Origin of the sequence: Rhizobacter sp. (assembly GCF_032229685.1) — a bacterium.
Lineage (GTDB): Bacteria > Pseudomonadota > Gammaproteobacteria > Burkholderiales > Burkholderiaceae_C > LMDS01.
The window spans coordinates 366558-393557 of sequence record NZ_JAVTWP010000040.1 but is presented as its reverse complement, the minus strand read 5'-3'; the positions used below and the strand labels follow the sequence as shown (position 1 = coordinate 393557).

24 protein-coding genes are annotated in these 27000 nt (G+C 68.0%); 15 read left to right on the top strand and 9 right to left on the bottom strand.

Going from position 1 to position 27000, the window contains the following annotated elements:
- Positions 1–72 precede the first annotated feature (72 nt).
- From AC30PD_RS19950 to AC30PD_RS19940, 3 genes are read left to right on the top strand one after another with little or no spacing between them, the layout of a single operon-like run.
- The gene (locus tag AC30PD_RS19950) at positions 73–1479 is read left to right on the top strand and encodes an amidase (protein WP_489537431.1); all 1407 of its coding nucleotides are present in this window, start codon (positions 73–75) and stop codon (positions 1477–1479) included.
- A gap of 24 nt (positions 1480–1503) precedes the next feature.
- A complete protein-coding gene (locus AC30PD_RS19945) occupies positions 1504–2811 on the top strand; it encodes a tetratricopeptide repeat protein (RefSeq protein ID WP_489537430.1) in 1308 nt (435 codons plus the stop codon).
- Positions 2812–2840: 29 nt separating this feature from the next.
- Positions 2841–3173 (top strand): DnaJ family domain-containing protein, encoded by a 333-nt coding sequence (locus AC30PD_RS19940; RefSeq protein ID WP_489537429.1) that lies wholly within the window; start codon positions 2841–2843, stop codon positions 3171–3173.
- Between the two features lie 28 nt (positions 3174–3201).
- Here AC30PD_RS19940 and AC30PD_RS19935 read toward each other — a convergent pair whose 3' ends face one another.
- On the bottom strand, positions 3202–3843 hold the full coding sequence (locus AC30PD_RS19935) for a glutathione S-transferase family protein (protein ID WP_489537428.1): 642 nt from the start codon (positions 3841–3843) through the stop codon (positions 3202–3204).
- 208 nt (positions 3844–4051) lie between these two features.
- On the opposite strand from AC30PD_RS19935, the gene AC30PD_RS19930 reads away from it, so the two are divergent.
- Positions 4052–4621: a hypothetical protein gene (locus AC30PD_RS19930; RefSeq protein WP_489537427.1), complete on the top strand. Its 570-nt coding sequence runs from the start codon at positions 4052–4054 to the stop codon at positions 4619–4621.
- Positions 4622–4781: 160 nt separating this feature from the next.
- Here AC30PD_RS19930 and AC30PD_RS19925 read toward each other — a convergent pair whose 3' ends face one another.
- From AC30PD_RS19925 to AC30PD_RS19910, 4 genes are all read right to left on the bottom strand, one after another.
- Positions 4782–5492: a helix-turn-helix transcriptional regulator gene (locus AC30PD_RS19925; RefSeq protein ID WP_489537426.1), complete on the bottom strand. Its 711-nt coding sequence runs from the start codon at positions 5490–5492 to the stop codon at positions 4782–4784.
- A 58-nt stretch (positions 5493–5550) separates the two neighbouring features.
- Positions 5551–5934, bottom strand: a complete 384-nt coding sequence (locus AC30PD_RS19920; RefSeq protein WP_489537425.1) for a VOC family protein — start codon at positions 5932–5934, stop codon at positions 5551–5553.
- Between the two features lie 85 nt (positions 5935–6019).
- Positions 6020–7525 (bottom strand): glycerol kinase GlpK, encoded by a 1506-nt coding sequence (glpK, locus tag AC30PD_RS19915; protein ID WP_489537424.1) that lies wholly within the window; start codon positions 7523–7525, stop codon positions 6020–6022.
- Positions 7522–8301, bottom strand: coding sequence for a DeoR/GlpR family DNA-binding transcription regulator (locus AC30PD_RS19910; RefSeq protein ID WP_489537423.1), 780 nt, complete (start codon positions 8299–8301; stop codon positions 7522–7524). Before AC30PD_RS19910 ends, glpK begins: the two co-directional genes overlap by 4 nt.
- A 202-nt stretch (positions 8302–8503) precedes the next feature.
- Here AC30PD_RS19910 and glpD point away from each other — a divergent pair, with 202 nt between their 5' ends.
- The 8 genes from glpD (at position 8504) to AC30PD_RS19870 (ending at position 17808) form a co-directional block, all read left to right on the top strand.
- A complete protein-coding gene (glpD, locus tag AC30PD_RS19905; RefSeq protein WP_489537422.1) occupies positions 8504–10120 on the top strand; it encodes a glycerol-3-phosphate dehydrogenase in 1617 nt (538 codons plus the stop codon).
- Positions 10111–11175, top strand: a complete 1065-nt coding sequence (locus AC30PD_RS19900) for an ABC transporter ATP-binding protein (RefSeq protein WP_489537421.1) — start codon at positions 10111–10113, stop codon at positions 11173–11175. The genes glpD and AC30PD_RS19900 overlap by 10 nt, the downstream gene beginning before the upstream one ends.
- A 3-nt stretch (positions 11176–11178) precedes the next feature.
- Positions 11179–12282, top strand: a complete 1104-nt coding sequence (locus AC30PD_RS19895; protein ID WP_489537420.1) for an ABC transporter ATP-binding protein — start codon at positions 11179–11181, stop codon at positions 12280–12282.
- The gene (locus AC30PD_RS19890; protein ID WP_489537419.1) at positions 12279–13163 is read left to right on the top strand and encodes a carbohydrate ABC transporter permease; all 885 of its coding nucleotides are present in this window, start codon (positions 12279–12281) and stop codon (positions 13161–13163) included. The genes AC30PD_RS19895 and AC30PD_RS19890 overlap by 4 nt, the downstream gene beginning before the upstream one ends.
- Positions 13156–13968 carry a carbohydrate ABC transporter permease gene (locus tag AC30PD_RS19885; RefSeq protein ID WP_489537418.1) on the top strand — a complete coding sequence of 271 codons (813 nt, stop codon included), beginning with the start codon at positions 13156–13158 and terminating at the stop codon, positions 13966–13968. Before AC30PD_RS19890 ends, AC30PD_RS19885 begins: the two co-directional genes overlap by 8 nt.
- A 19-nt stretch (positions 13969–13987) precedes the next feature.
- On the top strand, positions 13988–14296 hold the full coding sequence (locus AC30PD_RS19880; RefSeq protein WP_489537417.1) for a DUF2160 domain-containing protein: 309 nt from the start codon (positions 13988–13990) through the stop codon (positions 14294–14296).
- A gap of 96 nt (positions 14297–14392) precedes the next feature.
- Positions 14393–16210: an ABC transporter substrate-binding protein gene (locus tag AC30PD_RS19875; RefSeq protein ID WP_489537416.1), complete on the top strand. Its 1818-nt coding sequence runs from the start codon at positions 14393–14395 to the stop codon at positions 16208–16210.
- A 149-nt stretch (positions 16211–16359) separates the two neighbouring features.
- Positions 16360–17808, top strand: coding sequence for a TIR domain-containing protein (locus AC30PD_RS19870; RefSeq protein WP_489537415.1), 1449 nt, complete (start codon positions 16360–16362; stop codon positions 17806–17808).
- Positions 17809–17811: 3 nt separating this feature from the next.
- Here AC30PD_RS19870 and AC30PD_RS19865 read toward each other — a convergent pair whose 3' ends face one another.
- From AC30PD_RS19865 to AC30PD_RS19850, 4 genes are all read right to left on the bottom strand, one after another.
- Positions 17812–18174, bottom strand: a complete 363-nt coding sequence (locus AC30PD_RS19865; RefSeq protein ID WP_489537414.1) for a DUF1428 domain-containing protein — start codon at positions 18172–18174, stop codon at positions 17812–17814.
- Positions 18158–19624 carry a DHA2 family efflux MFS transporter permease subunit gene (locus AC30PD_RS19860; protein WP_489537413.1) on the bottom strand — a complete coding sequence of 489 codons (1467 nt, stop codon included), beginning with the start codon at positions 19622–19624 and terminating at the stop codon, positions 18158–18160. Before AC30PD_RS19860 ends, AC30PD_RS19865 begins: the two co-directional genes overlap by 17 nt.
- On the bottom strand, positions 19624–20040 hold the full coding sequence (locus AC30PD_RS19855) for a VOC family protein (RefSeq protein ID WP_489537412.1): 417 nt from the start codon (positions 20038–20040) through the stop codon (positions 19624–19626). Before AC30PD_RS19855 ends, AC30PD_RS19860 begins: the two co-directional genes overlap by 1 nt.
- Before the next feature lie 114 nt (positions 20041–20154).
- A complete protein-coding gene (locus AC30PD_RS19850; RefSeq protein ID WP_489537411.1) occupies positions 20155–20844 on the bottom strand; it encodes a TetR/AcrR family transcriptional regulator in 690 nt (229 codons plus the stop codon).
- Positions 20845–21045: 201 nt separating this feature from the next.
- On the opposite strand from AC30PD_RS19850, the gene AC30PD_RS19845 reads away from it, so the two are divergent.
- Genes AC30PD_RS19845 through AC30PD_RS19835 form a run of 3 tightly spaced genes read left to right on the top strand, consistent with a single transcriptional unit; the run spans position 21046 to position 26986 of the window.
- Positions 21046–22266 carry an efflux RND transporter periplasmic adaptor subunit gene (locus tag AC30PD_RS19845; RefSeq protein WP_489537410.1) on the top strand — a complete coding sequence of 407 codons (1221 nt, stop codon included), beginning with the start codon at positions 21046–21048 and terminating at the stop codon, positions 22264–22266.
- Positions 22267–22284: 18 nt separating this feature from the next.
- Positions 22285–25527: an efflux RND transporter permease subunit gene (locus AC30PD_RS19840; protein ID WP_489537409.1), complete on the top strand. Its 3243-nt coding sequence runs from the start codon at positions 22285–22287 to the stop codon at positions 25525–25527.
- A 31-nt stretch (positions 25528–25558) separates the two neighbouring features.
- Positions 25559–26986, top strand: coding sequence for an efflux transporter outer membrane subunit (locus tag AC30PD_RS19835; RefSeq protein WP_489537408.1), 1428 nt, complete (start codon positions 25559–25561; stop codon positions 26984–26986).
- Positions 26987–27000 lie beyond the last annotated feature (14 nt).

The window sequence follows — 27000 nt, the reverse complement described above, 5'->3', positions numbered from 1 at the left end:
GTTCGGGATTGACAGCGCTCTCACGTTCGCGATGTACGATGGCCAATCAACGTACCGACACGAGGCGAACCTTTGACCGCGCTGCACGACCTGCCCGCCACCGAGCTGCTCGCCGCCTACCGCAGCAAGGCCCTGTCGCCGGTCGAGGTGACGCGCTCGGTGCTGGCCCACATGCACAAGTGGGAACCGCACCTGCACGCGACCTGGGCGCTCGAAGGCGACGAAGCGCTGGCGCAGGCCGAAGCCTCGCAGGCGCGCTGGCTCAAGGGCGCGCCGCAGGGCGCGCTCGACGGCGTGCCGGTCACGATCAAGGAGAACATCGCGACCAAGGGGGTGCCGGTGCCGGTGGGCACGGCCGCCACCGAGCTCGTGCCGGCCGCGGCCGACGCGCCGCCGGCCGCGCGCCTGCGCGAAGCCGGTGCAGTGATCCTGTGCAAGACCACGATGCCCGACTACGGCATGTTGTCGTCGGGCCTGTCGAGCTTTCACCAACTCGCGCGCAACCCTTGGGACTTGAGCAAGAACCCCGGCGGCAGCAGCGCCGGCGCCGCGGCCGCTGCAGCGGCGGGTTACGGCCCGCTGCACGTGGGCACCGACATCGGCGGCTCGGTGCGCCTGCCGGCCGGCTGGTGCGGAATCTTCACGCTCAAACCAAGTCTGGGCCGCATTCCTATCTTCCCGCCCTACGCCGGCCGCGTGGCCGGGCCCATGACCCGCAGCGTGGCCGACTCGGCGCTGCTGATGGCCACGCTGAGCCTGCCCGACGACCGCGACACGATGAGCCTGCCGTACCAGGCGATCGAATGGCAGCGGCTCGAGCGCGACATCAAGGGCCTGCTGAATGGACTCAAGATAGGCCTGCTGATGGACGCCGGCTGGGGCATCGCCGTCGAGCCCGAAGTGCGCTCGGCGGTGGAAGCAGCGGCGCGCAGCTTCGAAGCGGCGGGAGCGATCGTCACGCCCATCAAGCCCTTCATGACACGCGCGATGATCGACGGCATGGACGACTTCTGGCGCACCCGTTCGTGGATGGACATGAGCGCGCTGCCCGAAGCGCGCCGCGCCAAGGTGCTGCCCTACATCACCGAGTGGGCGCGCGGTGGCGCCGGCCTCTCGGGCGAACAGGTGTTTCGCGGCTACAGCCAGATGGGCGCGATGCGCGACGCGGCCGTGGCCGCCACCCGCCCGTTCGACGTGTTGCTCTCGCCCACCGCGCCGATGCCGGCCTTCGCCGCCGAATGGGCCGGGCCGACCAACGACCCCGCCAAGCCGTTCGAGCACATCGCGTTCACGCTGCCCTTCAACATGAGCGAGCAGCCGGCCTCGAGCATCAACTGCGGCTACACCACGAGCGGCCTGCCGATCGGGTTGCAGATCGTGGGCCATCGTTTCGACGACCTCGGCGTGCTGCAGGTATCGCGCGCCTACGAGCAGATTCGGCCGGCACAGCGGCCCTGGCCCACACCGCCCGCGCGCTGAAGCAGCACGGGCCTGGAGACGTTGATGAACGATCTTCGCGGTGTGCCCTCGGGGAGTTCTTCAGCCCACGCGCGCGACGCCCACGAGCGCGCGCTGTGGCACCTGGTCTCGTTCTACGGCGACCCGATGGCGGCTTTCGACGCCACCATCGCCGCCGACCCCGGCTGGGGCCTGGCGCGGGTCATCAAGGCGGTGTTCATCCTCACGCTCACCGAGCCCGGCATGGTGCCGCAGGCGCGTCAGCTGCTCGCCGAAGCCAAGCCGCTGATGGCCGGCGCACCCGCGCACGAGCAGGGCCACTTCGCCGCGGCGCAAGCGGCCACCGGCGGCCGCTGGCACGAAGCCTGTGCGCGCTGGGATGCGCTGCTGCTCGACCAGCCGCGCGACCTGCTCGCGCTGACCGCGGCACACCTGTTCGACTTCTACCGCGGCGACGCACGCAACCTGCGTGCACGGGTCGCGCGCGTCTTGCCCGAATGGCGCGTCGACGACCCGCTGCAGCCTTTCGTGCAGGGCATGCACGCCTTCGGCCTCGAAGAATGCAACCTCTACCCGCAGGCCGAAGCGGCCGGGCGCGAAGCACTGGCGCGTGACCCGCGCGGGCCCTGGGCGATCCACGCGGTCGCGCACGTGATGGAAATGCAGGGCCGCCACGAAGAAGGCGTGCGCTGGCTCGGTGAGGGCAGCGCCGGCTGGGCCGAGAACGGCCTGGCCGTGCACCTGTGGTGGCACCTCGCGCTGTTCCGGCTCGAAACGCTGGACACGGCCGCAGCGCTGGCCCTGTTCGACGCGCGCATCGCCGGCGGCGCTTCGACCGTCAACCTGCAGTGGCTCGACGGTGCGGCACTGCTGTGGCGCCTGCAGTTGCTCGGCGTCGACGTGGGCACACGCTGGCAGGCGCTCGCCGCCGAATGGGCCGAGCCGGTCGCGCTCGCGGGCCACTACGCCTTCAACGACGTGCACGCGCTGCTGGCCTTCATCGGCAGCGGTGATACGAGCCGCGCACAAGCGCTGCTGGCCGCCAGCAGCGCGCAGGCGAGCGCCGACAACATCGGCATGGCGCGCGAGGTCGGCCTGCCCTTGATGCAGGGGCTGATGGCGTTTGCGAACGGCGACGCCGACGCCGCCTGCAACACGCTCTACCCGCTTCGCGGCGTGGCCCACCACTTCGGCGGCAGCCACGCGCAGCGCGACCTGATCGACCAGACGCTGCTCGCCGCGGCCGCGCGCTCGAGCCACAAGGCGGCCGGCCGTGCGCTGCTGAACGAGCGCCGCCTGGCCAAGCCGAACACACCGCTCACCAGCCACTGGGCGGCGCGGCTCGGCGCCTGAGACCGGTCCATCGTTCACGGAGGCTTTCCATGCCCACCATCGACGAACAGATCGCGCAGAGCCTGCGCGAATCGCAAGCCAGCGGCGAATTGCAATCGGCCAAAAGCTGGGGCAAGCCGCTCGATCTGGAAGACGGCTACGCACAAACGCCCGAAGAGCTGCGCATGGCGTTCAAGGCGCTGAAAGACGCCGGCTTCGTGCCGCCCGAGGTCGAACTGATGAAGCAGGTGGCGGCGCTGCGCGAATGCATCAACGCCGCGCCCGACGCACCCGAAGCCGAGGCAATGCGCAAACGCGCCAGCGAACTGCAGCAGCACATCGCACTGCGGCTCGAGAAGCTGCGCACGAGCGGCAGCCTGTAGCGGCCCACAGCGGGCTTGAGACTGCGCCTCAGACCAGCGGCGCCACCAAGCCTTCCTGTTCGAAGACCCGCTGCACCGCGGGTCGCGCGAGCAGCCGCTGCAGGTAAGGACCGACGCGTGGCAGGCTGCGCGCGGGCCGTTCGAGGCCACGGGTCCAGCGGCACAACATCAGCGCATAGAGATCAAGTGCGCTGAACGTCTCGCCCAGAATGTACGGGCCGCCGTGGCGCACGAGTTCGGCTTCGATCTGGTCGAGCAGCGCGCCGACCTTGGCCTCGGCGTGCGCCCGCACCTGACCCGCACCCTCGGCGTTGTCGGCCCAGCGCTCGGGGTAGAAATACAGGATCAAGGTGGCCTGCAAGCTGTTGGTCATCCACACCAGCCACTTGTAGAAATGGGCGCGCGCCGGGGTGCCGAGCGCGGGTGCCAGGCCGGCCTGCGGGTGCGAGTCGAGCAGGTGCAGGCAGATCGCCGCGGTTTCGTAGAGCACCAGGTCACCATCGACCAGCACGGGGATCAGGCCGTTCGGGTTGAGCTTCAGGTAGGCGGCCGACTTGTGGGCCTGCTGGGTGCGATCCACGAGTTTCAGCTCGTAGGGCACACCCAGTTCCTCGAGCAACAGGTGCGGCGCCATGCTGGCGTTGCCCGGGTAGAAATGAAGCTGCAGCATGGCGGTGGTGCGAGTGGCGGGAGCCGCATTCTCGCGCGCAAAGCCGTGACGTCCGGGCCGTTAGTTTTGGCACGCGCGGTGCCGGCGCTTCGGGCCTGTTTCCGGCTTCCTTCGGGGCTTGCGAAATATTCACACCCGCAGGTGGAGGTAGGCAAGTACAACCCTCACAGCAACAATTGGCATCAATTAGTTACGGGTAGCCAGCACCATGAAGCAAGCACTGAAATCGCAGACCGGAAGCTCGCTGTTCCACTCCGTCGGCGCTTTCCTGAAGCGGCCCTTGAACCTGCAGAACGGCGAGATCCGTCTCGGTGTGGCGCGCAGCACGCTGATCGAGCAGGCCCGCGCCACCGAACGCAAACACGTGCGTCGCATGCGCGCCGACTTGTTCTTCATGCTGGAGCAGCACCCGGCCTCGCGCGATCTGGTGCGCGCCCTCGCATTGGTCGAGCGCACCATGCAGCGCAGCGGCTTCGAAGGCGTCGACAAGCTGCCCCAGAAAGTGCTCGCACGCGCCCTCGTCGAACTCGAACGCCTGGTGCGCGACTGGTCGCCCGTCGGCCTGGCCGAGCTGCGCTCGCGCCTGGCGGTGCTGGTGAAGACGAAGCCTGTCGAACCCGAACGTGAGTCACAAGACATGCACGAAGGGCCGGCCTCGAAGATCAGCGTGTTCGCCGGGCTCGACTCGGCCGGGCCCGCCGACGTGAGCGAGGTCGACCACGAGCTCTTCGAAGAAATGGAACGCAGCTGGGTCGGCCAGATCCCGAAGGCGGCCTGAGGCCTCAGCAGACGCGGAGCCGCCTCAAGGCGGCTGAGCGCACCCTTGGGGGGGTGAGCCCGCACCGAGCGAGCACCAGCGCGCTCGCGAGTGGCTGGCGAACGCCATGCGGCCTGCAAGCCGCATGGCAGGAGCGAAGCGACATGGGGGCTTCGTCATTTCAGGCGTCGGTGCTGCTGTCGCGTTCGGCCATCTGAGACTCGACCTGGCGGAACAGGTCGGCCAGCGTCTTGCCCGGTTCATCGCGAAAGCGTTCCTCGAGCACTTGCAACGCGGCGATGCGGTCGACGCGGAAGCTGCGGAACGCTTCGCGCGTTTCGCACCACGCAGACAGCGTCCACACCGAACTCCAGCAGATGCAGCCGAGCGGGCGCACGACACGTTCGCTCGTGCCGCCCTGCAGATCGGTGTATGACAAGCGCAGCTTCTGCCGCGCTTCGGCGGCCAGGCGCAGCGTTTCAAGGCGGGCGCGGGTGGCGTCGTCGGTGCCGAGCGGCGGCGCGTAGATCGCCAGGCTTTCGGCCGCGGCCCGCGCGGCGGCAGGCAACACCGCCAGCACTTTCGACAGCGCCGATTCGGCGTGCCGGCCGAGCGCCATGTCGAGCCGCGTCTGCGCGATGCGCACGGAGGCGACCAGCGCCTGGGCTTCGTCTCGGGTGAACATGAGCGGTGGCAGGTCGAAACCCGTTCGCATGCGGTAGCCGACGCCGGCCTCGCCTTCGATCGGCACACCCTGGGCCATCAGGTCGGCCACATCGCGGTACACGGTGCGGTCTGAAACCTCCAGGCGCTGGGCCAGAAACGCGGCCGTGCTGAGGCGCCGGCCACGGATCAACTGCACGATCTGGAACAGACGCTCGGCACGGCGCATGCGGCACATCTCCGGGTTGGCCCGGCGGGTGGCCGGGTCGGGGCGATGGTAGCGGCCGTCAGGCCAGTGCGTGCAGGCCGACGCGGTTGCCTTCGGTGTCGGTGATGTGGGCGAACACGCCCATGTCGCCCGGCAACTGCACCTTCGGCGTGCTGATGCGGCCGCCGGCCGCTTCGACCCGCGCCAGCACCGCGTCGAGCGAAGGCTTGGCGTTGAGGTAGATGAGCGTGCCGTTGGCGGCCGGGGCGGGCACGTCGGCGCCGGCGATCAGGCAACCACCGACGCCGGTGTCGTCGTAGCTGAACACCCCGAGCTGGCTCGCGGCGATGGTCTCGCGCCGCAGAGGGCTGGCGAGCAGGGTTTCGTAGAAGGCGGCGGCGCGGTCGAGGTCGCGCACCGGGATCTCGAACCAGTTGATGGCGTGGTTTGTGGTGTGTTCCATGAGTCGCTCCAGGTGGTGATGAACAGGCGCTCATGGTGTGGCGGGCCTGCTGACAACGTGGTGTCAGCAGGCGCAACGCTCGCTCTCAGGTGGCCACGCTCTGGCGCACGGCGCGTTCCCAGTTCGCCATCAGCTCGGCGGCCCGCTCGCGCGGCAAGGTCGGGTGAAAGCGGCGCTCCACCTGCCACTGCGCGCTCAGTTCGTCGAGGCTCTTGAACAGGCCGCACGACAGGCCCGCCAGATAGGCCGCGCCCAGCGCGGTGGTCTCGATCACTTTCGGCCGCACGACCGGAATGCCGAGCAGGTCGGCCTGGAACTGCATCAGCAGGTCGTTGACGCAGGCGCCACCATCGACGCGCAGTTCGGCCACCGGCGCCGCACCGGCGGCCACCGCATCGCGGCTCATCGCCTGCAGCAAGGCCGCGCTCTGGAACGCGATGCTTTCGAGCGCGGCACGCGCGATGTGCGCGACCGTGCTGCCGCGTGTGAGGCCGACGATCGCGCCGCGCGCATCGGCGTTCCAGTAAGGCGCGCCCAGGCCGGTGAAGGCCGGCACGAACATCACGCCGCCGCTGTCGGGCACGCTTTCGGCGAGCTGCTGCACTTCGCCGCTGGCCTTGATGGCGTGCAGGCCGTCGCGCAGCCACTGCACCACCGCGCCGCCGATGAAGACGCTGCCTTCGAGCGCGAACTCGGGGGTGCCCGTCGCCTGCGCCGCGCTCGTGGTGATCAGGCCGTTGCCGGAGGTCTGGAATTTCTCGCCGGTGTGCATCAGCATGAAACACCCGGTGCCGTAGGTGTTCTTCGCCAGGCCGGCCTTGAAGCAGGCCTGGCCGAAGAGCGCGCTCTGCTGGTCGCCGGCGACGCCACCGATCGGGATGGCGGCGCCGAAGATGTCGGCACGCGTCGCACCGAAAGCATGGCTCGACGCGTGCACGCTCGGCAGCACCTCGCGCGGAATGTCGAGCACGGCCAGCAACTCGTCGTCCCAGGCGTTGCTGCGCACGTTCAGCAGCAGCGTGCGCGAGGCGTTGCTCACGTCGGTGGCGTGCACTTCGCCGCGGGTGAGTTGCCACATCAGCCAGGCGTCGACGGTGCCGAAGGCCAGCTCGCCACGCTGTGCGGCGGCACGCGCGCCGGGCACGTTGTCGAGGATCCACTTGAGCTTGGTGCCCGAAAAGTACGCGTCGAGGATCAAGCCGGTCTTGGCACGGAAGGTGGGCTCCAGCCCCTGCTCGCGCAGCGCAGCGCAGGTGGGTTCGGCGCGCCGGTCTTGCCAGACGATCGCGTTGTAGACCGGCGCGCCGGTTTTCCTGTTCCACACCACCGTGGTCTCGCGCTGGTTGGTGATGCCGATGGCGGCCACGTCAGCGGCCTTCAACCCGGCCCTGGCAAGCGCCTCGTGGGCGGTGGCGAGCTGCGTGTCCCACAGCTCCATCGGGTCGTGCTCGACCCAACCCGGCCGCGGGTAGATCTGCCGGAACTCGCGCTGCGCCATCGCTTTGATGCGCCCCTGCGCGTCGAACACGATGCTGCGCGAGCTCGACGTGCCCTGGTCGAGCGCGAGGATGTGGGTCTTGCTTTGATTCATGCGTTCTCCTCCGACCCGCAGGTCACGCAGTTCACGCCGGCTTCGCGCAGAAGGTGCGGAAAGGGTGCCGGTGGTGGCGCGTCGGTGAACAGCATATCGACCTGGTCGAACGGCGCCAGCTCCACCATCGCCGGGCGGTTGAACTTGCTGTGGTCGGCGGCGACCCAGACCTCGCGCGAATGTTCGATGATGGCGCGCGCCACCTTCACCTCGCGGTAGTCGTAGTCGCGCAGCGTGCCGTCGGCCTCGATGCCCGAAATGCCGATCAGGCCGATGTCGACCTTGAACTGCTTGATGAAGTCGACGGTTACTTCGCCCACGATGCCGCGGTCGCGCGCGCGCACGATGCCACCGGCCACGATCACTTCGCAGTCGGGGTTGTCGGACAGGATCGCCGCCACGTTCAGGTTGTTGGTGATCACACGCAAGCCCTTGTGGTGCAGCAGCTCGCGCGCGATCGCTTCGGTGGTGGTGCCGATGTTGATGATCAGCGAGCAGCCCGCCGGCACGGCCGCCGCCACGGTGCGTGCGATGCGCTGCTTGGCCTGCTCGTTGAGCATCTGGCGCTGCAGGTACTCGATGTTCTCTGTCGTCGAGCTCGGCACGCGAACACCGCCATGAAAACGTGCCAGCAGGCCGGCGTCGGACAGCAGCTTCACGTCGCGGCGCACCGTCTGCAAGGTGACGGCGAACTGTTCGGCGAGCGCTTCGACCGACACCGAACCACGGCTGCGCACTTCGTCGAGCAGCAGGGCCTGGCGGGGGTTCGGGGTCATGGCGGGCGGTGGCGAACGATGCGGTGCGCGTGAGCGTAGCGGGGCGCTGCCACGCTTCCATTGCGGAAATCGTGCTTGCGCTTCGTGAAGTGTTGAGGTAACAATAGAAAGCAGAACAACACAAACGAACTGAAACGAACATTCATCCCGGCGTCATTCGACGCGGTTGCAATGTCGGGCCGTTCGACACCCAGGAGACTCGTTGAGCCCTTCGCAATCCAGCCCGCCCTCGCGGCCGGCAGGCGACCCGAACGTCGCGCCTTTGCAGGCGTGCGACGTGCTCGTGGTCGGCGGTGGCATCAACGGCGCCGGCATCGCACGCGACCTCGCTGGGCGCGGTTTGTCGGTGCTGCTGTGCGAGAAAGACGATCTGGCGGCGCACACCTCGTCGTCGAGCACCAAGCTGATCCACGGCGGCCTGCGTTACCTCGAGTACTACGAGTTCTCGCTCGTTCGCAAGGCGCTCGCCGAACGCGAGGTGCTGCTCAAGAGCGCGCCGCACATCATGTGGCCGCTGCGTTTCGTGATGCCGCACGACCCCGGCATGCGGCCCGTGTGGATGATCCGCGCCGGCCTGTTTCTGTACGACCACCTCGCCAAGCGCGAAGTGCTGCCCGGCTCGCGCACCGTCGACCTGCGTGCGCACGCCGCCGGCAAACCGCTGAAGCCCATGTTCACCAAGGGCTTCGTGTATTCCGACGGCTGGGTCAACGATGCGCGGCTGGTGGTGCTGAACGCGATGGACGCGCGCGAACACGGCGCCGAAGTGCTGACGCGCTGGCGCTGCGTTGACGCGAAGCGCGAAGCGTCGGCATGGCGCGTGCGCCTGCAAAGCGACGCCGGTGAGCAACGCGAGCTGACGGCACGCGCGCTCGTCAACGCCGCGGGCCCATGGGCCGCGCAGTTCCTGGGCGAGCACGCGCACGTGCCCCGCGCCAAGTCATTGCGGCTCGTGAAGGGCAGCCACATCGTGGTGCCCATGATGTTCGAGCACGACCACGCCTACATCTTCCAGAACCCCGACAAGCGCATCATCTTCGCGATTCCCTACGAAGATCATTTCACGCTGATCGGCACCACCGACGTGGAGCACCACGGCGCGGTGGGCGAGGCCCGCATCGACGCGAGCGAGACCGCCTATCTGTGCGAGCAGGCGAGCCGCTATTTCGCCAAAGCGGTGACACCGAAAGACGTGGTCTGGAGCTACGCCGGCGTGCGCCCGCTGCTCGACGACGAATCGGGCGATCCGTCTGCCGTGACGCGCGACTACCTGCTTGAACTCGACACGTCACGGGCGCCGCTGCTCACCGTGTGGGGCGGCAAGATCACCACCTTCCGCAAGCTCGCCGAAGAAGCTGCCGACATGCTGATGGCGCCGCTCGGCAGCGCCGCCAAACGCGGCGCGTGGACGCACGGCGCGTCGTTGCCCGGCGGCGACCTGAGCGCGTGGATCGGCAAGGCGCAGCGCCCCGACACCGACTTCACCCGCTTCGCCCAGGCGGCCGCGTTGCGTTACCCGCAACTGCCCGGCGCATTGATCCATCGCCTGGCGCGGGCTTACGGCGCGCGTATCGACACCGTGCTGGCGAACGGCCTCGGCGCCGAAGTGGTGCCCGGCCTGTTCGAAGCCGAACTCGACTATTTGCACGACCACGAATGGGCCCGCAGCGCCGACGACGTGCTGTGGCGCCGCAGCAAGCTCGGCCTGCACTTGAGCGCAGCGCAACGCGCGACCGTGGCCGCCTGGTGCGCTGCGCGCTGGCCCGGCCCCGCCACCTCGGCCCCCGCCTCACGTTCCTCGGAGCCGGCATGGAGCTGAAGCTCGAACGCATCGAACAGCGGGTGGGGGCGCAGGTTCATCTGTACCCGCTCGACCTGACGCTCGTGCCGCTGGCGGTGACCGTGCTGCTCGGCGCCACACAAGCCGGCAAGACCACGCTGATGCGCGTGATGGCGGGCCTGGACGCACCCGCCAAGGGCCGCGTGCTCGCCGACGGCGCCGACGTGACCGGCAAGCCGGTGCGCGAGCGCAACGTGGCGATGGTGTACCAGCAGTTCATCAACTACCCGTCGATGACCGTCGCCGACAACATCGCCTCGCCGCTGAAGCTGCGCAAGGAAAAGAACATCGACGCGCGGGTCAACGAGTTGGCCGCCAAGCTGCACATCGAGCCTTTCCTGAAGCGCCTGCCGGCCGAGCTCTCGGGCGGCCAGCAGCAGCGCGTGGCGCTGGCCCGCGCGCTGGCGAAGAACGCGCCGCTGATGCTGCTCGACGAACCGCTCGTGAACCTCGACTACAAACTGCGTGAAGAGCTGCGCGACGAACTCTCGCAGCTCTTCGCCAGCGGCCAGTCGACCGTGGTCTACGCCACCACCGAGCCGACCGAAGCGCTGCTGCTCGGCGGCTACACCGCGGTGATGGACGCCGGCGAGCTGCTGCAGTACGGGCCGACGGCCGAAGTCTTCCACCGCCCGAAGTCGATCCGCGTGGCGCGGGCTTTCAGCGACCCGCCGATGAACCTGGTCGCCGGCAGCGCAACCGTGAGCGGCGTGGCCTTGCCGGGCGGTGTGGCCCTGCCGATCGCCCTGCCGGCCGGCCGCTCCGAAGCGCTGACGCTCGGCGTGCGCGCCGGCGCGCTGCGCGTGCACGCACGCGACGGCGATCTGGCGCTGCCCGGCAAGGTCGAGCTCGCCGAAATCTCCGGCTCCGACACCTTCGTGCACGTGCACACGCCCATCGGCGAGCTGGTGGCGCAACTCACCGGCGTGCACGTGTTCGGCCTGGGCGAAGCGGTCACGCTCTACCTGAACCCGGCGCAGGCCTACGTGTTCGGCGCCGACGGCAACCTGCTCGTCGCGCCAGAGAAAGCCTGACCCATGGCCCGCATCGAACTCGACCTGGCGCACGCCTACAAGCCGAACCCGCAGCGCGACGAAGACTACGCGCTGCTGCCGCTGAAGATGACCTTCGACGACGGTGGCGCCTACGCGCTGCTCGGCCCGTCGGGCTGCGGCAAGACCACGCTGCTGAACATCGTCTCGGGCCTCGTGAAACCCTCGCACGGCAGCGTCAAGTTCGACGGCGTGGAAGTCACGGCCCGCACGCCGCAGCAGCGCAACATCGCGCAGGTGTTCCAGTTCCCGGTCATCTACGACACGATGACGGTGGCCGAGAACCTCGCGTTCCCGCTGCGCAACCGCGGGGTGGCGGCCGACAAGATCACCCAGCGCGTCGGCAAGATCGCCGAGATGCTCGAGATGAGCGGCCAGCTGAACACGCGCGCCGCCGGCCTCACGGCCGACGCCAAGCAGAAGATCTCGCTCGGCCGCGGCCTGGTGCGCGAAGACGTGTCGGCGGTGCTGTTCGACGAGCCGCTCACCGTGATCGACCCGCACCTCAAGTGGCAGCTGCGGCGCAAGCTCAAGCAGATCCACCACGAGCTGAAGCTCACGCTGATCTACGTCACGCACGACCAGGTCGAAGCGCTGACCTTCGCCGACCAGGTGGTGGTGATGACCCGCGGCCGCGCGGTGCAGATCGGCAGCGCTTCCGACCTGTTCGAGCGGCCGCAGCACACCTTCGTCGGCCACTTCATCGGCTCGCCGGGCATGAACTTCCTGCCCGCCAGCTCAGACGCTTCAGGCGTGAACGTGGCCGGACGGCGCGTGATGCCGGCCAGTGAGGCCCTGGCCGGAAGCGGCGACACGCTCAAGCTCGGTGTGCGGCCCGAATACGTGACGCTGGCCGCCTCGGGAACGCCGGGGGCGCTGCCCGCGGTGGTGACTCAGGCGCAAGACATCGGCACGTACTGGCTGATCAGTGCGCGCATCGGCAATGGTGCAAACGAAGCGCTGATCCGCGCACGCCTGAGCCCGGAGCAGAGCATTCCGAAAGCCGGTGACGCGGTGTGGCTCGGTGTCGTCGGCACCCACACCTGCTTCTACCGCGACGAGAAGTTGGTCACCGGGGTCCACCCATGAAACCCGTCAACCAGAAAGCCTGGCTGCTCATCCTGCCCGTGGTGCTGTGCGTGGCCTTCTCGGCCATCCTGCCGCTGATGACGGTCGTGAACTACTCGGTGCAAGACATCATCTCGCCCGAGCGCCGCATTTTCGTCGGCACCGAGTGGTTCAAGTCGGTGATGCGCGACGACGACCTGCAGGGCGCCTTGCTGCGCCAGATCTCGTTCTCGCTGGCGGTGCTGCTGGTCGAGATCCCCCTTGGCATCGCGCTCGCGCTGGCGATGCCGGCCAAGGGCTGGAAGTCGTCTGCCGTGCTGGTGCTGGTGGCGATCTCGCTGCTCATTCCGTGGAACGTGGTCGGCACCATCTGGCAGATCTACGGCCGCGCCGACATCGGCCTGATGGGCGCCGCACTCGCCGGCCTCGGCATCAACTACAGCTACACCGGCAACGCGACACACGCGTGGCTCACCGTCCTGCTGATGGACGTGTGGCACTGGACACCGCTCGTCGCGCTGCTGTGCTTCGCCGGCCTGCGCGCGATACCCGACGCCTACTACCAGGCGGCAAGCATCGACGGCGCGAGCAAGCTCGCCGTGTTCCGCTACATCCAGCTGCCCAAGCTGCGTGGCGTGTTGATGATCGCGGTGCTGCTGCGTTTCATGGACAGCTTCATGATCTACACCGAGCCTTTCGTCCTCACAGGCGGCGGGCCGGGCAACGCCACCACCTTCCTCAGCCAGTACCTGACGCAGAAAGCCGTCGGCCAGTTCGACCTGGGCCCGGCGGCGGCGTTCTCGCTGATCTACTTCCTGATCATCCTGCTGCTGTGTTTCATTCTCTACAACTGGATGCAGCGCGTCGGCACGGCCGACAAGACGGAGGCCGGCCATGGATGAGCGCCGTTTCAAGAAGCGGGTGATCTTTCTCGCGCTCTACCTCGTGTTCGCCATCCTGCCGGTGTACTGGATGGTCAACATGTCGTTCAAGACGAACGAGGAGATCCTGTCGACCTTCAGCCTGTGGCCGCAGCACTTCACCTTCGAGCACTACAAGACCATCTTCACCGATGTGTCGTGGTACTCGGGTTACATCAACTCGATGATCTACGTGGCGATCAACACCGTGATCTCGCTCGTGGTGGCGCTGCCCGCCGCCTATGCGTTCAGCCGCTACAGCTTCCTCGGCGACAAGCACGTGTTCTTCTGGTTGCTGACCAACCGCATGACGCCGCCGGCCGTGTTCCTGCTGCCCTTCTTCCAGCTCTACACCACGCTCGGGCTGATGGACACGCACATCGCGGTGGCGCTGGCCCACCTGCTGTTCAACGTGCCGCTGGCGGTGTGGATCCTCGAAGGCTTCATGAGCGGCATCCCGCGCGAGATCGACGAGACCGCGTACATCGACGGGTATTCGTTCCCGCGCTTCTTCCTCACGATCTACATTCCGCTCATCAAGGCCGGTGTGGGCGTGGCGGCGTTCTTCTGTTTCATGTTCAGCTGGGTCGAGCTGCTGATGGCGCGCACCCTCACCAGCGTGAACGCCAAGCCGATCGTCGCGGTGATGACCCGCACCGTCAGCGCCTCGGGAATGGACTGGGGCGTGCTCGCCGCCGCCGGCGTGCTGACCATCGTGCCGGGCGCGATCGTGATCTGGTTCGTGCGCCACTACATCGCGAAGGGTTTCGCGATGGGCCGCGTCTGACGCCCGAGGAGAGAACAAGATGTTCGACTGGATGGCCTGGACCTTGCCCGTGGCGGTGTTCTTCAGCTGCATCGTGCTGATGCTGGCCGGCATGACCGTGTGGGAACTGAAGTCGCCCACGGTCGAGCGCAAGGGGTTCCTGCCGATCACCACCACGCGCGGCGACCGGCTGTTCATCGGGCTGCTCACGGCGGCCTGGGTCAACCTGGCCTTCGTGGCCGTGAGTGAAAAGATGGTCGCGTGGTTCGGCCTGGCAAGCGAACCGTCGATCTGGATCAGTTTCGTGGTGTCGATGCTCTTGCTCGGGCTGATCCTGCGCAAGGGCTGACAAGCAGTCAAAGAGTTCTCTACCCACGGCAGCCGGCCAACCTTCCCAATCGGCATGCCCCATAACCAACGGGAAGTTTCTGAGGAGACACACGCAATGAAACGTTCGACATCGATGTACACATTGAGCGCTGTGGGAGCCGCCGTCGTCCTGACGCTGGCCGCCTGCGGCAAGAAGGAAGAAGCGCCGAAGGCCGCGGCACCCGCTGCAGCCCCGGCGTCGGTCGCGGCGGCACCGGCACCGAGCGGCGCCGAAGCCACCGCGAAGAAGTGGATCGACAGCGAGTTCACGCCGTCGACCTTGTCCAAGGACCAGCAGGCCGCCGAGATGAAGTGGTTCATCGACGCCGCCGCCAAGCTCAAGGCCAAGGGCGTGACCGAGATCTCGGTGGTTTCCGAGACGATCACGACGCACGAGTACGAGAGCAAGACGATGGCGAAAGCCTTCAGCGAGATCACCGGGATCACCGTCAAGCACGACCTGATCCAGGAAGGCGACGTGGTCGAGAAGCTGCAGACCTCGATGCAGTCGGGCAAGTCGATCTACGACGGCTGGATTTCCGATTCCGACCTGATCGGCACGCACTACCGCTACGGCAAGATCCTGTCGCTCACCGACTACATGGAAGGTGCCGGCAAGGAGTTCACCAACCCGGGCCTGGACATCAAGGACTTCATCGGCACGAGCTTCACGACCGCGCCCGACAAGAAGATGTACCAGCTGCCCGACCAGCAGTTCGCCAACCTGTACTGGTTCCGCGCCGACCTGTTCGCCAAGCCCGAGCTGAAAGAGCAGTTCAAGAAGAAGTACGGCTATGAACTCGGCGTGCCGCTCAACTGGAGCGCGTACGAAGACATCGCCGCGTTCTTCACGAATGACGTGAAGCAGATCGACGGCAAGCCGATCTACGGCCACATGGACTACGGCAAGAAAGACCCGTCGCTCGGCTGGCGCTTCACCGATGCGTGGCTGTCGATGGCCGGCACCGCCGACGTGGGCATCCCGAACGGCCTGCCGGTCGACGAGTGGGGCATTCGTGTGGCCGATGACAAGTGCACGCCGGTGGGCGCATCGGTCGCGCGCGGTGGCGCCACCAACTCGCCGGCGGCCGTGTACGCGCTGACGAAGTACATCGACTGGATGAAGAAGTTCTCGCCGAAAGAAGCCATCGGCATGACCTTCGGCGAAGCCGGCCCGGTGCCCGCACAAGGCCAGATCGCGCAGCAGATCTTCTGGTACACCGCCTTCACCGCCGACATGATCAAGCCGGGCCTGCCGGTCGTGAATGCCGACGGCACGCCGAAGTGGCGCATGGCCCCCGGCCCGAACGGCCCGTACTGGAAGCAGGGCATGCAGAACGGCTACCAGGACGTGGGCTCGTGGACCTTCTTCAAGGACCACGACGCCAACAAGACGGCCGCCGCCTGGCTCTACGCGCAGTTCGTCACCGCCAAGAGCACGAGCCTGAAGAAGACCATCGTCGGCCTGACGCCGATTCGTGAGTCCGACATCCAGTCGCAGGCGATGACCGACATGGCGCCGAAGCTCGGTGGCTTGGTCGAGTTCTACCGCAGCCCGGCCCGCGTGGCCTGGACGCCCACTGGTACCAACGTGCCCGACTACCCGAAGCTGGCGCAGCTCTGGTGGAAGAACGTGGCCGTGGCCGTCACGGGTGAGAAGACCCCGCAGGCCGCGATGGACAACCTGGCCAACGAGATGGACGACGTGATGGGCCGCCTGGAACGTGCCGGCATGGCCAACTGCCCGCCCAAGCTCAACCCCAAGGGTGACCCGAACAAGTACCTGAGCGACAAGGGTGCGCCGTGGAAGAAGCTGGCCAACGAAAAGCCGAAGGGTGAAACCATCGACTACGACGCGCTGCTCGGCGCCTGGAAAGCCGGCAAGGTGCGCTGAAGGCTCTGCCTGATTGAAGCGACGGCTGCGACGCAGCTGTTTCAGGCCCGCGACGCGAAAGCGCCGCGGGCCTTTTTCATGGCTGCGGCCGGGCCGGTGCTATGGTCTGGCCTGCCCACTCCCGAGGCCGGCCACGGCGGAGCGCCCCGATGCAGATCTTCATCTCGTATTCCTCGAAGTACGCCGAAATCTGCGAGCGCCTCGAACTCGCGCTCGAAGCCGACGGCCGGCACAAGGTGTTTCGCGACCGCTCCGAGCTCGTGCCGGGCCAGCCCTTCGACGAGAAGATCCGCGAGGGCGTGCTCGGCTGCGATCTGCTGTTGTTCCTGCTCAGCCCCGAGTCCGTGGCGCCGGGCAGTTATGCCCTGGCCGAACTCGACATCGCCAAGACACGCTGGGAACACCCCGGTGGCCATGTGCTGCCGGTCAAGGTGGCGCCGATGGCCAAGGGCGACATTCCGCCTTACCTGCGCGCAGTGACCATCCTCGAACCGAAGGGCGACCTGGTCGCCGAGACCGTGGCCGCGGTCGAAAACGTGAAACCGCCTTCGCGCCGCCAGCTCTGGTGGGCGCTCGCGGCCGGTGGCGTCGTTCTCGCGGCCGCACTCGGAACCGCGGGCACGCTGAGCTGGAAAAAACAACGCCACGAACAGGCCCGCGCCGCCGCCGCGGCGAGTGCGGCTGCCGCTTCGCGGGCCACCGCGCTCGCTGCCGCCATTCAGCTCTGCGACTCGGGCAACCACGCGCTCGCGTGGCAACGATTCACCGAGATCGGCAAGGAACGGCCCGAGCCGCCCGCGGTGCGCCAGGCGCACGAAGACTGCGGGATGCGCTGGCTGCGCGAGATCCGCGTGCAGGGCGACAAAGAAACCTTCACCAGCATCGTCGAACGTGTCTTGCCGGTGCTGGCCGAAGGTGCTGCTGCAGCGAGCGGGCAGCGCGCCGCCGACCTGGAAGCGCACATGGGCTGGGCCGACCACCTGCGCCAACGCGAAGGCGCGGGCGGGCTCGACCCGCAAGCGCACTACCGCAAGGCGCTCGCGCTCGACGCGAACAACGTCTACGCGCACACGATGGCCGGCCACCTCGTGATGGTGCAGCGCGGGCCGATCGACACCGCGCTGGTCCACTTCAAGGAGGCGCTCGCCGGCGGGCGCGAACACGCCTGGGTGCGCACCATGCAGTTCTCGGCGCTGCTGTACTACACACCCGGCACGGGCCAGATCGAAGCGGCACGCGCTGCGAACGACATGCGCCAGCGTGGCGAGAACGTCGACAGCGCTCCGAGCGACCGCCTCTGGACCTACGTCTACTACGACGCCCTGCTGTCGCGCGAGCGGCGCGAGGGTTTCGTCGCGGCCATTCACGACGCCGACGCCGTGGCCACCTTCCGCTGGCTGTTCCCCGAAGCCGGCGTGCGCGAAGACCGGCGCGCGCTCTGGCGCTACCTGCTCGCTTCGCTGGAAGAGGCCGCCGGCGAACGCGCCAGTGCGCGAGCGCGCTTCGAGGCCTTGCGCGACGAGCTCAAACGCGAGGGCTCGTCGGGCCGCATCGTCGACATGACCCTCGCCGCGCTCAAGCGCCTGCAGGCGCCATGACCGTCAGAACTGGACGATGCTCTTGAAGCCGCCGTAGATCAGGCGCTTGGGGTCGAACGGGCAGTTCTTGCCGCTCATCATCGACTCGAGCCGCGGGTCGGCCATCACCTTCGCGTTGATGCGGTCGCGCGCCTTGCGCGAGGTGAAGACGATCCACGAGAACACGACGGTCTCGTCGTCCTGCAGGATCACGCTCTGCGGGAACGAAGTGACCTGGCCCGGCTTCACGTCGTCGGCCACGCACTCCATGTAGCTCAGCGCACCGTGCTCCATCCACACCTTGCCGGCCTTGCGCGCGATGCGGCGGTAGGCGGCCACGTTCTTCTTCGGCACCGGGATGACGAATCCATCAACGTACTGGCTCATGCAGAGTCTCCTGTCGGTTGGGTTGTGCGGGCGCTGAAGTGCGCATGAAAACGGCGCCGATCAAGGCGGCGAGCGCGGCGAAGGCGGCACCGACCTGCAGCGCGATCTGGTAACCCGCGTTGTCGGCCGCCGCAGGCGCGAGACCTGACGCGAGCGCAGCGCCGGTGCGCGCTGCGGCCAGGCTGGCGAGCACGGCCAGGCCGAGCGCGCCGCCCATCATGAACGCGGTGTTGACCACGCCCGAGGCCAGGCCGGAATCACGCTCGCTCACGTCGCTCATCGCCGCGAGCAGCATCGGGTTCAGGGCCACGCCGGCGCCCAGGCCGAGCAAGAGCATGCCGGGCAGGATGTCGACCATGAACACGCCGTTCACCGGCGCGCGCGCGAACAGCGCCAGGCCCGCGGCGGCCAGCAGCAGGCCGAAGGCCATCGGCCCGCGCAGGCCGAAGCGCGTGACGATCTTCGCCGAGAGGCCGAGCGAAAGCAGCGCCATCACGATGTTGGCGGGCAGGAAACCCAGCCCCACCTGCAGCGGCGTGTAGCCGAGCACACGCTGCATGTAGAGCGCGCTGATGAAGAACCAGGCGAACATCGCGGCCGCCCACAGCACGCCGGCCACGTTCGCGACCGCCACGTTGCGCAGGCGGAACAGGCCGAGCGGCATCAGCGGCGCGGCGACACGCGCTTCGATCGTGATGAAGGCGATGAACAAGGCGGCGGCACTGCCGAGCAGCACCAACGTCTGCGTCGACGCCCAGCCGGCCACGTTGCCGTCGACGACCGCGTAGACCGCGAGCATCAACGAGCTCGTGATCGTGGCTGCGCCCGCCAGGTCGAGCCGGCCGCCGCCAGCGGTGCCGCGGTCGTCGGCGATCAGGGCCACGCACAGCAGGTGCACGGCCACGCCGATCGGCAGGTTGACGAGAAAGATCCAGTGCCAGCCGAGCGTGCCGGTGAGCAGCCCGCCGAGCAGCACGCCGATGCTGCCGCCGCTGGCGCAGACGAAGCCGTACACGCCCATCGCCTTGGCGCGTTCGCCGGGTTCGGAAAACAGATTCATGATCAGCGACAAGGCCACCGCCGAGACGACCGCGCCACCCAGGCCCTGCACCGCGCGCGCAGTCACCAGCAGGCCCTGCGTGTTCGCCAGGCCACAGGCGAGCGACGCGACCGTGAAGAGCGCGATGCCGGCCAGGAACAGGCGGCGCTGGCCGTACAGGTCACCGAGCCGCCCGCCCAGCAACAGGAAGCCACCGAAGGTCAGCATGTAGGCGTTGACGACCCAGACCAGCGAGGTTTCGCTGAAGCCCAGGTCGGCGCGGATCGAAGGCAAGGCGACGTTCACGATCGTCGTGTCGAGCACGATCATGAGCACACCCAGGCACAGCACCAGCAGCGCCATCCAGCGCTGCCGTGCGTCGAGCGGGCGCGGCGGCGCGGTGCCGCCCATCAGGCCGCGTTGACGCCGACCATCCAGCCGACGCCGAAGCGGTCGGTCACCATGCCGAACCACGGTGACCAGAAGGTCTTGCCGGCCGGCATCGTCACGCTGCCACCTTCGGCGAGCGCGTTGAACAGGCGGTCGACAGCGGCCGCATCGGGCGCGTCGATCGAGAGCGAAAAGCCCTTGAAGTTGGTTTCACCGACGGCCATGCCGTCGGACGCCATCATCACCGCGCCGCCGATGCGCACCGAGGCGTGCATCACCTTGTTCTCGAAGCCGGGCGCGAGCATGCCCGGGGGCATCGGGTCGGGGTTGTCCTTGAAGCGCATCATCATCTCCACCTCGGCGCCGAGCGCGTGGCGGTAGAACTCGATCGCTTCTTCGCAGCGGCCGTTGAAGAACAGGTAGGGCTGGATCTGCATGTTGAAGTCTCCGTGACGCAAAGGGTTGGAGGTGGGCCTCAACCATACGACGAACGGTGACCGGCGGGTTCGACAACCCCGCTGCAGATTCTTGTAACCGGTGGGCTCGCGGCGCTAGGCGGCCGTGGCGGCGCGCTTGCGTGCAACGCGCGCCGGCGCGGCCGGCCACGAGCGCATCGCCATCTCGACGCTGAGCAACAGGCTCTCGCGCGGTGCCCCGTCTTTTGCTTGCATCGACATGCCCTGGTACACGGTGGCATAGAAGGTGGCGAGCGCGCTGGCCGAGGTGTCGGGAGGCAGTTCGCCGTCGTCGATGCCCTGCTGGATGCGCTCGCGCATCTGGTCGACCCCGAGCGCCCGGCGCTTGGCGAGTGCGTTCTGCACGTGCTCGGCAGCGACAGAGCAGTTGGTGGTGGCCATCACCATCATGCAACCGAGCGGGTGGCAGGCTTGCGTCAGTTCCGCGGCGGCCTCTTCGAGCAGGCGCTGTACCGCGCCGCGCGCCGTGGGCTCTTCTTCGAGCGCGCGCCGGCCGAAGCCGCCCGGGCCTTTGCCGTAACGCTCGATCGCCTCGAGGAAAAGGCGCTCCTTGTCACCGAACGCGGTGTAGAGACTGGGCGGCGTGATGCCCATCGCGGCGGTCAGGTCGCTGATGGAGGCAGCCTCGTAACCGCGCTCCCAGAACACGTGCATCGCCCGGTCGAGCGCGGCGTCGCGGTCGAACGAGAGGGGTCGGCCACGGGGTTTGGCCGGCGTGCTGTTCGGCGCCACGGGCGGTGCCGTTGTCTCTTTCGTCTTTTTCATAGCGATCGCTAATAAATCTCTTGACGAGCCCTTCCGCGATGGCTACATTGTGCCACATGCCGTAGCGTTCACTACGAATTAATCGACACCGGCCCCAGGGCTCCTCACCCACCGAGTTTTCCTGCCGAAACCACCGCCGGCAGGTGTGGGCGGAGCCTTGCCAGGCCATCGAGAAACGACTGCATTCCCGAAGGAAACACCATGACGAAGCACATCACGCCCCCGACCCGCCGCCGCCTCTGGGTTGCCGGCACGGCCCTCACCGCCCTCACCGCCGTGGCGACCGCCGCGTTCACCTTGCGCACCACGAGCGCCGAAGCCTCGCCTTCCACCGAGGCGCCGGCCACGCCGGTCTCGGTGGCCACCGTCGTGCGCAGCGAAGTCGCGACCTGGGCCGAGTTCTCGGGCCGGCTCGAAGCGGTCGAGCGGGTCGACATCCGTCCGCGTGTCGCCGGCACGGTGCAGGCCGTGCACTTTCGCGAAGGTGCGCTCGTGAGCAAGGGCGACCTGCTGCTCACGATCGACCCGGCGCCCTACGCCGCCGAAGTCGAACGTGCAGAAGCCCAGGTGGCCGCGGCGCAGGCACGCGTGTCGTACGCCGGCAGTGAGTTCGAGCGCGCCCAGCGCCTGCTCGACGAGCGTGCGATCGCGCAGCGCGAGTTCGACGAGCGCAGCAACGCCCAGCGCGAAGCCGGCGCCAACCTGCGCGCCGCGCAGGCCGCGTTGCAGAGCGCGCGCCTGAGCCTGGGGTACACGCAAGTGCGCGCGCCGGTGGCCGGGCGCACTGGGCGGCTCGAGATCACGGTCGGCAACCTCGTCGCCGCCGGCCCGGGCGCGCCGGTCTTGACCACGCTGGTCTCGGTGAGCCCGATCTACGCCAGCTTCGACGCGGACGAGCAGGTCGTGAGCCGCGCGCTGCGCGACGTGCAGGGCACGGGCAGTGCGCGCGGCCAGGTCGAGCGCATCCCGGTGCAGATGGGCACGGCGGCGAATGCCGACACGCCCTTCAACGGCCACCTGCAACTCGTCGACAACCAGGTCGACGCGAAGAGCGGCACGGTGCGCGTGCGCGCCATCTTCGCCAACGCCGACGGCCGCCTGATGCCGGGCCAGTTCGCGAAGCTGCGCCTCGGCCAGGTGAAGAACGACGCCGCGCTCCTGATCACCGAGCGCGCCGTCGGCACCGACCAGAACAAGAAGTTCGTGATGGTCGTGGGCAACGACAACAAGGCCGCCTACCGCGAAGTGACGCTGGGCGCGAACGTGAACGGCTTGCGCATCGTGACCTCGGGCCTGCAACCGCAGGAACGTGTGATCGTCAACGGCCTGCAACGCGTGCGGCCGGGCGCGCTGGTAGCACCACAACCGGTGGCGATGGAATTGAAAGCCGAGACGCAGCGCGACACGGCACCGCGTTCATAAGAAGAAGAAAGCCCGCTCATGAATCTCTCGAAATTTTTCATCGACCGGCCGATCTTCGCCGGCGTGCTCTCGCTGTTGATCTTTCTCGGCGGCCTGATCGCGGTGCGTGGTTTGCCGATCTCCGAATACCCCGAGGTCGTGCCGCCTTCGATCGTGGTGCGCGCCAACTACCCCGGCGCCAACCCGAAGGTCATCGCCGAAACGGTGGCCACACCAATCGAAGAGCAGATCAACGGCGTCGAAGGCATGCTCTACATGGCCAGCCAGGCCACGACCGACGGACTGATGACGCTCACCGTCACCTTCAAGCTCGGCACCGACCCCGACAAGGCCCAACAGCTGGTGCAGAACCGCGTCGCGCGTGCCGAGGCGCGGTTGCCCGAAGAAGTTCGGCGGCTCGGCATCACGACCGTGAAGAGCAGCGTCGACCTGACGATGGTGGTTCACCTGCTCTCGCCGAACGGCCGCTACGACATGACCTACCTGCGCAACTACGCGGTGCTCAACGTGAAAGACCGGCTCGCGCGGGTCGAAGGCGTGGGCGACGTGCAGTTGTTCGGCTCGGGCGACTACTCGATGCGCGTCTGGCTCGACCCGCAGAAAGTGGCGCAGCGCGGCCTGTCGGCGAGCGACGTCGTGAACGCGATCCGCGGCCAGAACGTCCAGGCCGCGGCCGGTGTGATCGGCGCGTCGCCCGGGCTGCAGGGCATCGACGTGCAGCTTTCGGTCAACGCCCAGGGCCGGCTGCAGAACGAAGAAGAATTTGGCGACATCATCGTCAAGACAAGTACCGATGGTGCGGTCACGCGCCTGCGTGACATCGCCCGCATCGAACTGGGCGCAGCCGACTACTCGCTGCGCTCGCTGCTCGACAACAAAGACGCGGTGGCGGTGCCGATCTTCGCCGCGCCCGGCTCGAACGCGATCGCGATCAGCAACGGCGTGCGCGCGACGATGGAAGACGTGAAAAAGGCGATGCCCGAAGGCGTGGCCTACGAGATCGTCTACGACCCGACGCAGTTCGTGCGCGCGTCGATCAAATCGGTGGTGCACACGCTGCTCGAAGCCATCGCGCTGGTCGTGCTGGTGGTGATCCTGTTCCTGCAGACCTGGCGCGCCTCGATCATCCCGCTGCTGGCGGTGCCGGTCGCGGTGGTCGGCACCTTCGCGGTGATGAAGGTGTTCGGCTTCTCGATCAACGCGCTGAGCCTGTTCGGGCTGGTGCTGGCGATCGGCATCGTGGTCGACGACGCGATCGTCGTGGTCGAGAACGTCGAACGCAACATCGAAGCGGGCCTGACGCCGCGCGAAGCCACCTACCGCGCGATGCGCGAAGTCTCGGGGCCGATCATCGCGATCGCGCTGGTGCTGGTCGCCGTGTTCGTGCCGCTGGCCTTCATCAGCGGGCTGACGGGGCAGTTCTACCGCCAGTTCGCGCTCACGATCGCGATCTCGACGGTGATCTCAGCGATCAACTCGCTGACGCTGTCGCCCGCGCTCGCGGCCCTGCTGCTGAAGAGCCACGACGCGCCGAAAGACGCGCTCACGCGCGGCATGGACAAGTGGCTGGGCCCGTTCTTCCGTGGCTTCAACAGCTTGTTCCGCCGCGGCGCGGCGGCCTACAGCGGTGGCGTGAAGACCGCGATCTCGCGCAAGGCCGTGATGCTCGGCCTGTACGCGGTGCTCGCCGTCGCCACCGTCGGCATGTTCAAGCTCGTGCCGCACGGTTTCGTGCCGGCGCAGGACAAGCAGTACCTGATCGGCTTCGCACAACTGCCCGACGGCGCCACGCTCGACCGCACCGAAGACGTGGTGCGGCGCATGAATGCGATCGTGATGAAACAGCCCGGTGTGGAACACGCCATCGCGTTCCCGGGCCTGTCGATCAACGGCTTCACGAACAGCTCGAACTCGGGCATCGTGTTCGTGTCGCTGAAAGACTTCGAGCTGCGCCAAGGCAAGGCCTTGAGCGCCGGCGCGATCGCACAGCAGCTGAACGGCCAGTTCGGCCAGATCCAGGACGCGTTCATCGCGATCTTTCCGCCGCCACCGGTGCAGGGCCTGGGCACGACCGGCGGCTTCAAGCTGCAGCTCGAAGACCGGGCTTCGCTCGGCTTCGACGCGCTCGACGCGGCGCAGAAAGCCTTCATGGCCAAGGCTTATCAGACACCCGAGCTCGCCGGCCTGTTCTCGAGCTGGCAGGTCAACGTGCCGCAGCTTTACGCCGACATCGACCGCACCAAGGCGCGCCAGCTCGGCGTGCCGATCACCGACGTGTTCGACACGATGCAGATCTACCTCGGCAGCCTGTACGCGAACGACTTCAACAAGTTCGGCCGCACATACTCGGTGCGGGTGCAGGCCGACGCGGCCTACCGCGCGCGGGCCGAAGACATCGGCGCGCTGAAGGTGCGCGCTGCGAGCGGCGAGATGGTGCCGCTCTCGGCCCTGATGAAGATCACACCGACCTTCGGGCCGGAACGGGCGATGCGCTACAACGGCTTTCTCACGGCCGACATCAACGGCGGCCCCGCGCCGGGCTATTCGTCGGGGCAGGCGCAAGACGCGATCCAGCGCATCGCCGCCGAGACGCTGCCACCCGGCATCGGCTACGAGTGGACCGACCTGACGTACCAGGAGATCCTGGCCGGCAACTCGGCGGCGCTGATCTTCCCGATCGCGATCCTGCTCGTGTTCCTGGTGCTCGCCGCGCAGTACGAAAGCCTGACGCTGCCGCTGGCCATCCTGCTGATCGTGCCGATGGGCCTGCTCGCGGCGATGACCGGCGTGTGGTTGTCCGACGGCGACAACAATGTGTTCACGCAGATCGGCTTGATGGTGCTCGTGGGGCTCTCGGCGAAGAACGCGATCCTGATCGTCGAGTTCGCGCGGGAGCTCGAGTTCGCCGGCCGCACGCCGATGCAGGCCGCGATTGAAGCGAGCCGGCTGCGCCTGCGCCCGATCCTGATGACCTCGATGGCTTTCGTGATGGGCGTGCTGCCGCTGGTGCTCGCCACTGGCGCCGGCGCCGAGATGCGCCACGCGATGGGCGTGGCCGTGTTCGCCGGAATGATCGGCGTGACGGCGTTCGGCATCTTCCTCACGCCGGTGTTCTACGTGCTGCTGCGCCAGCTCACCGGCAACCGGCCGCTCAAGCTTCACGGCGACGTGCCGCACGTCGCGCCTGTGGGTGGCGGTGGCGGCGGTGCTTCGCACACGCTGTCGCCTCGACCGGCCGCGCCGTTGCGCATGCCCGAATGAGCGCCACGACCCACAGACTCAAGGACTTCACATGAACAAGTTCCGTTTTACTTCGGGTACACGCTGGGCGCTGGCCCCGCTGCTCGCCGCGCTCGTGCTCGCCGGCTGCGCGACGACACCGGCTTTCGAGCCGCTGCCGGCGCCCACCGCGCCGAGCAGGTACAAGGAGCTCGACGGCCGCTGGCTCGCCAGCGCGCCGGCCGAAGCGCAAGCCCGCGGCGCGTGGTGGAAGGCGTTCGCCGACCCCGAGCTCGACGCGATGATCCATCGCGCCGACCAATACAACACCAGCATCCAGCTTGCTGGCGCGCGCCTGGCGCAAGCGCGAGCCTTGCTGCGTTCGACCGACGCCGACCGGCTGCCGCAGTTCGGCCTGGGCGCCGGTGCCACGCGCCAGACCGCCAACCCGGCCTCTGGCACCACAGCGCCCGGCACGCTGCTGAATGCAGGCGCGAGCGTCTCCTGGGAGCCCGACCTGTTCGGCCGGCTCGCGAAAGCGAGCGATGCCGCGGCACTCGACGCCGCATCGCGCGAAGCGCTGTTGCAGAGCACCCGTTTGCTGGTGCAGTCCGACGTGGCGCAGACCTACTTCGCGCTGCGCGCGCTCGATGCCGAGCGCGCATTGGTGCGCCAGACCGTCGCCGCGTACCGCGACACCTTGCGCCTGACCGAAAGGCGCTATCAGGCCGGCGACGTGGCAGAGCTCGACCTGGCACGCGTGCGCACCGAAGTCGCGTCCACCGAATCGCAGGCACTCGCGCTCGACCGGCGCCGCGCCGAAGTCGAACACGCGCTCGCGCTGCTGGCCGGCGAACTGCCGAGCAACCTGGCGGTGAACGAGGTCGAATGGGCGGGCACGCCGCCGCAGGTGCCGCCCGGCGTGCCCGGCACGGTGCTGACGCGCCGGCCCGACGTGGCCGCCGCGCAGCGCGCCATGCAGGCGGCGCAACTGCGTGTCGGCGTGGCGCGCGCCGCCTGGTTCCCCGACGTGGCCTTGACCGCTTCGGGCGGTTTTGCGTCCACCGACATCGGCGACCTGTTCAAGTGGTCGGCACGCGCCTGGGGCATTGGCGCCCTGCTGTCGCTGCCGGTCTTCGACGGCGGGCGCCGTGAAGCCGGTGTGCAGAACGCCAACGCGCTGTGGGACGCCGCCGCAGCCGCCTACCGCGAGCAGGTGCTGGTGGCTTTCCAGGAAGTCGAGAACCAGCTGTCGGCCTTGCGCCTGCTCGCCGACCAGGCCGGCGCACAGGCACAGGCCGTCGATTCGGCGAGCCGTGCGACCGTGCTCTCGACCTCGCGCTACCGCAACGGTTACGTCAGCCAGCTCGAACTGCTGGACGCACGCCGCAGCGAGTTGAGCAACCGCCGCCAGGCGCTGCAGGTGCGCGCGGCGCAGTACCAGGCGACTGTCGGGCTGATCCGCGCGCTCGGTGGCGGCTGGGGCGACACGCCCGGCTGAAGAGAAGAAGGGCG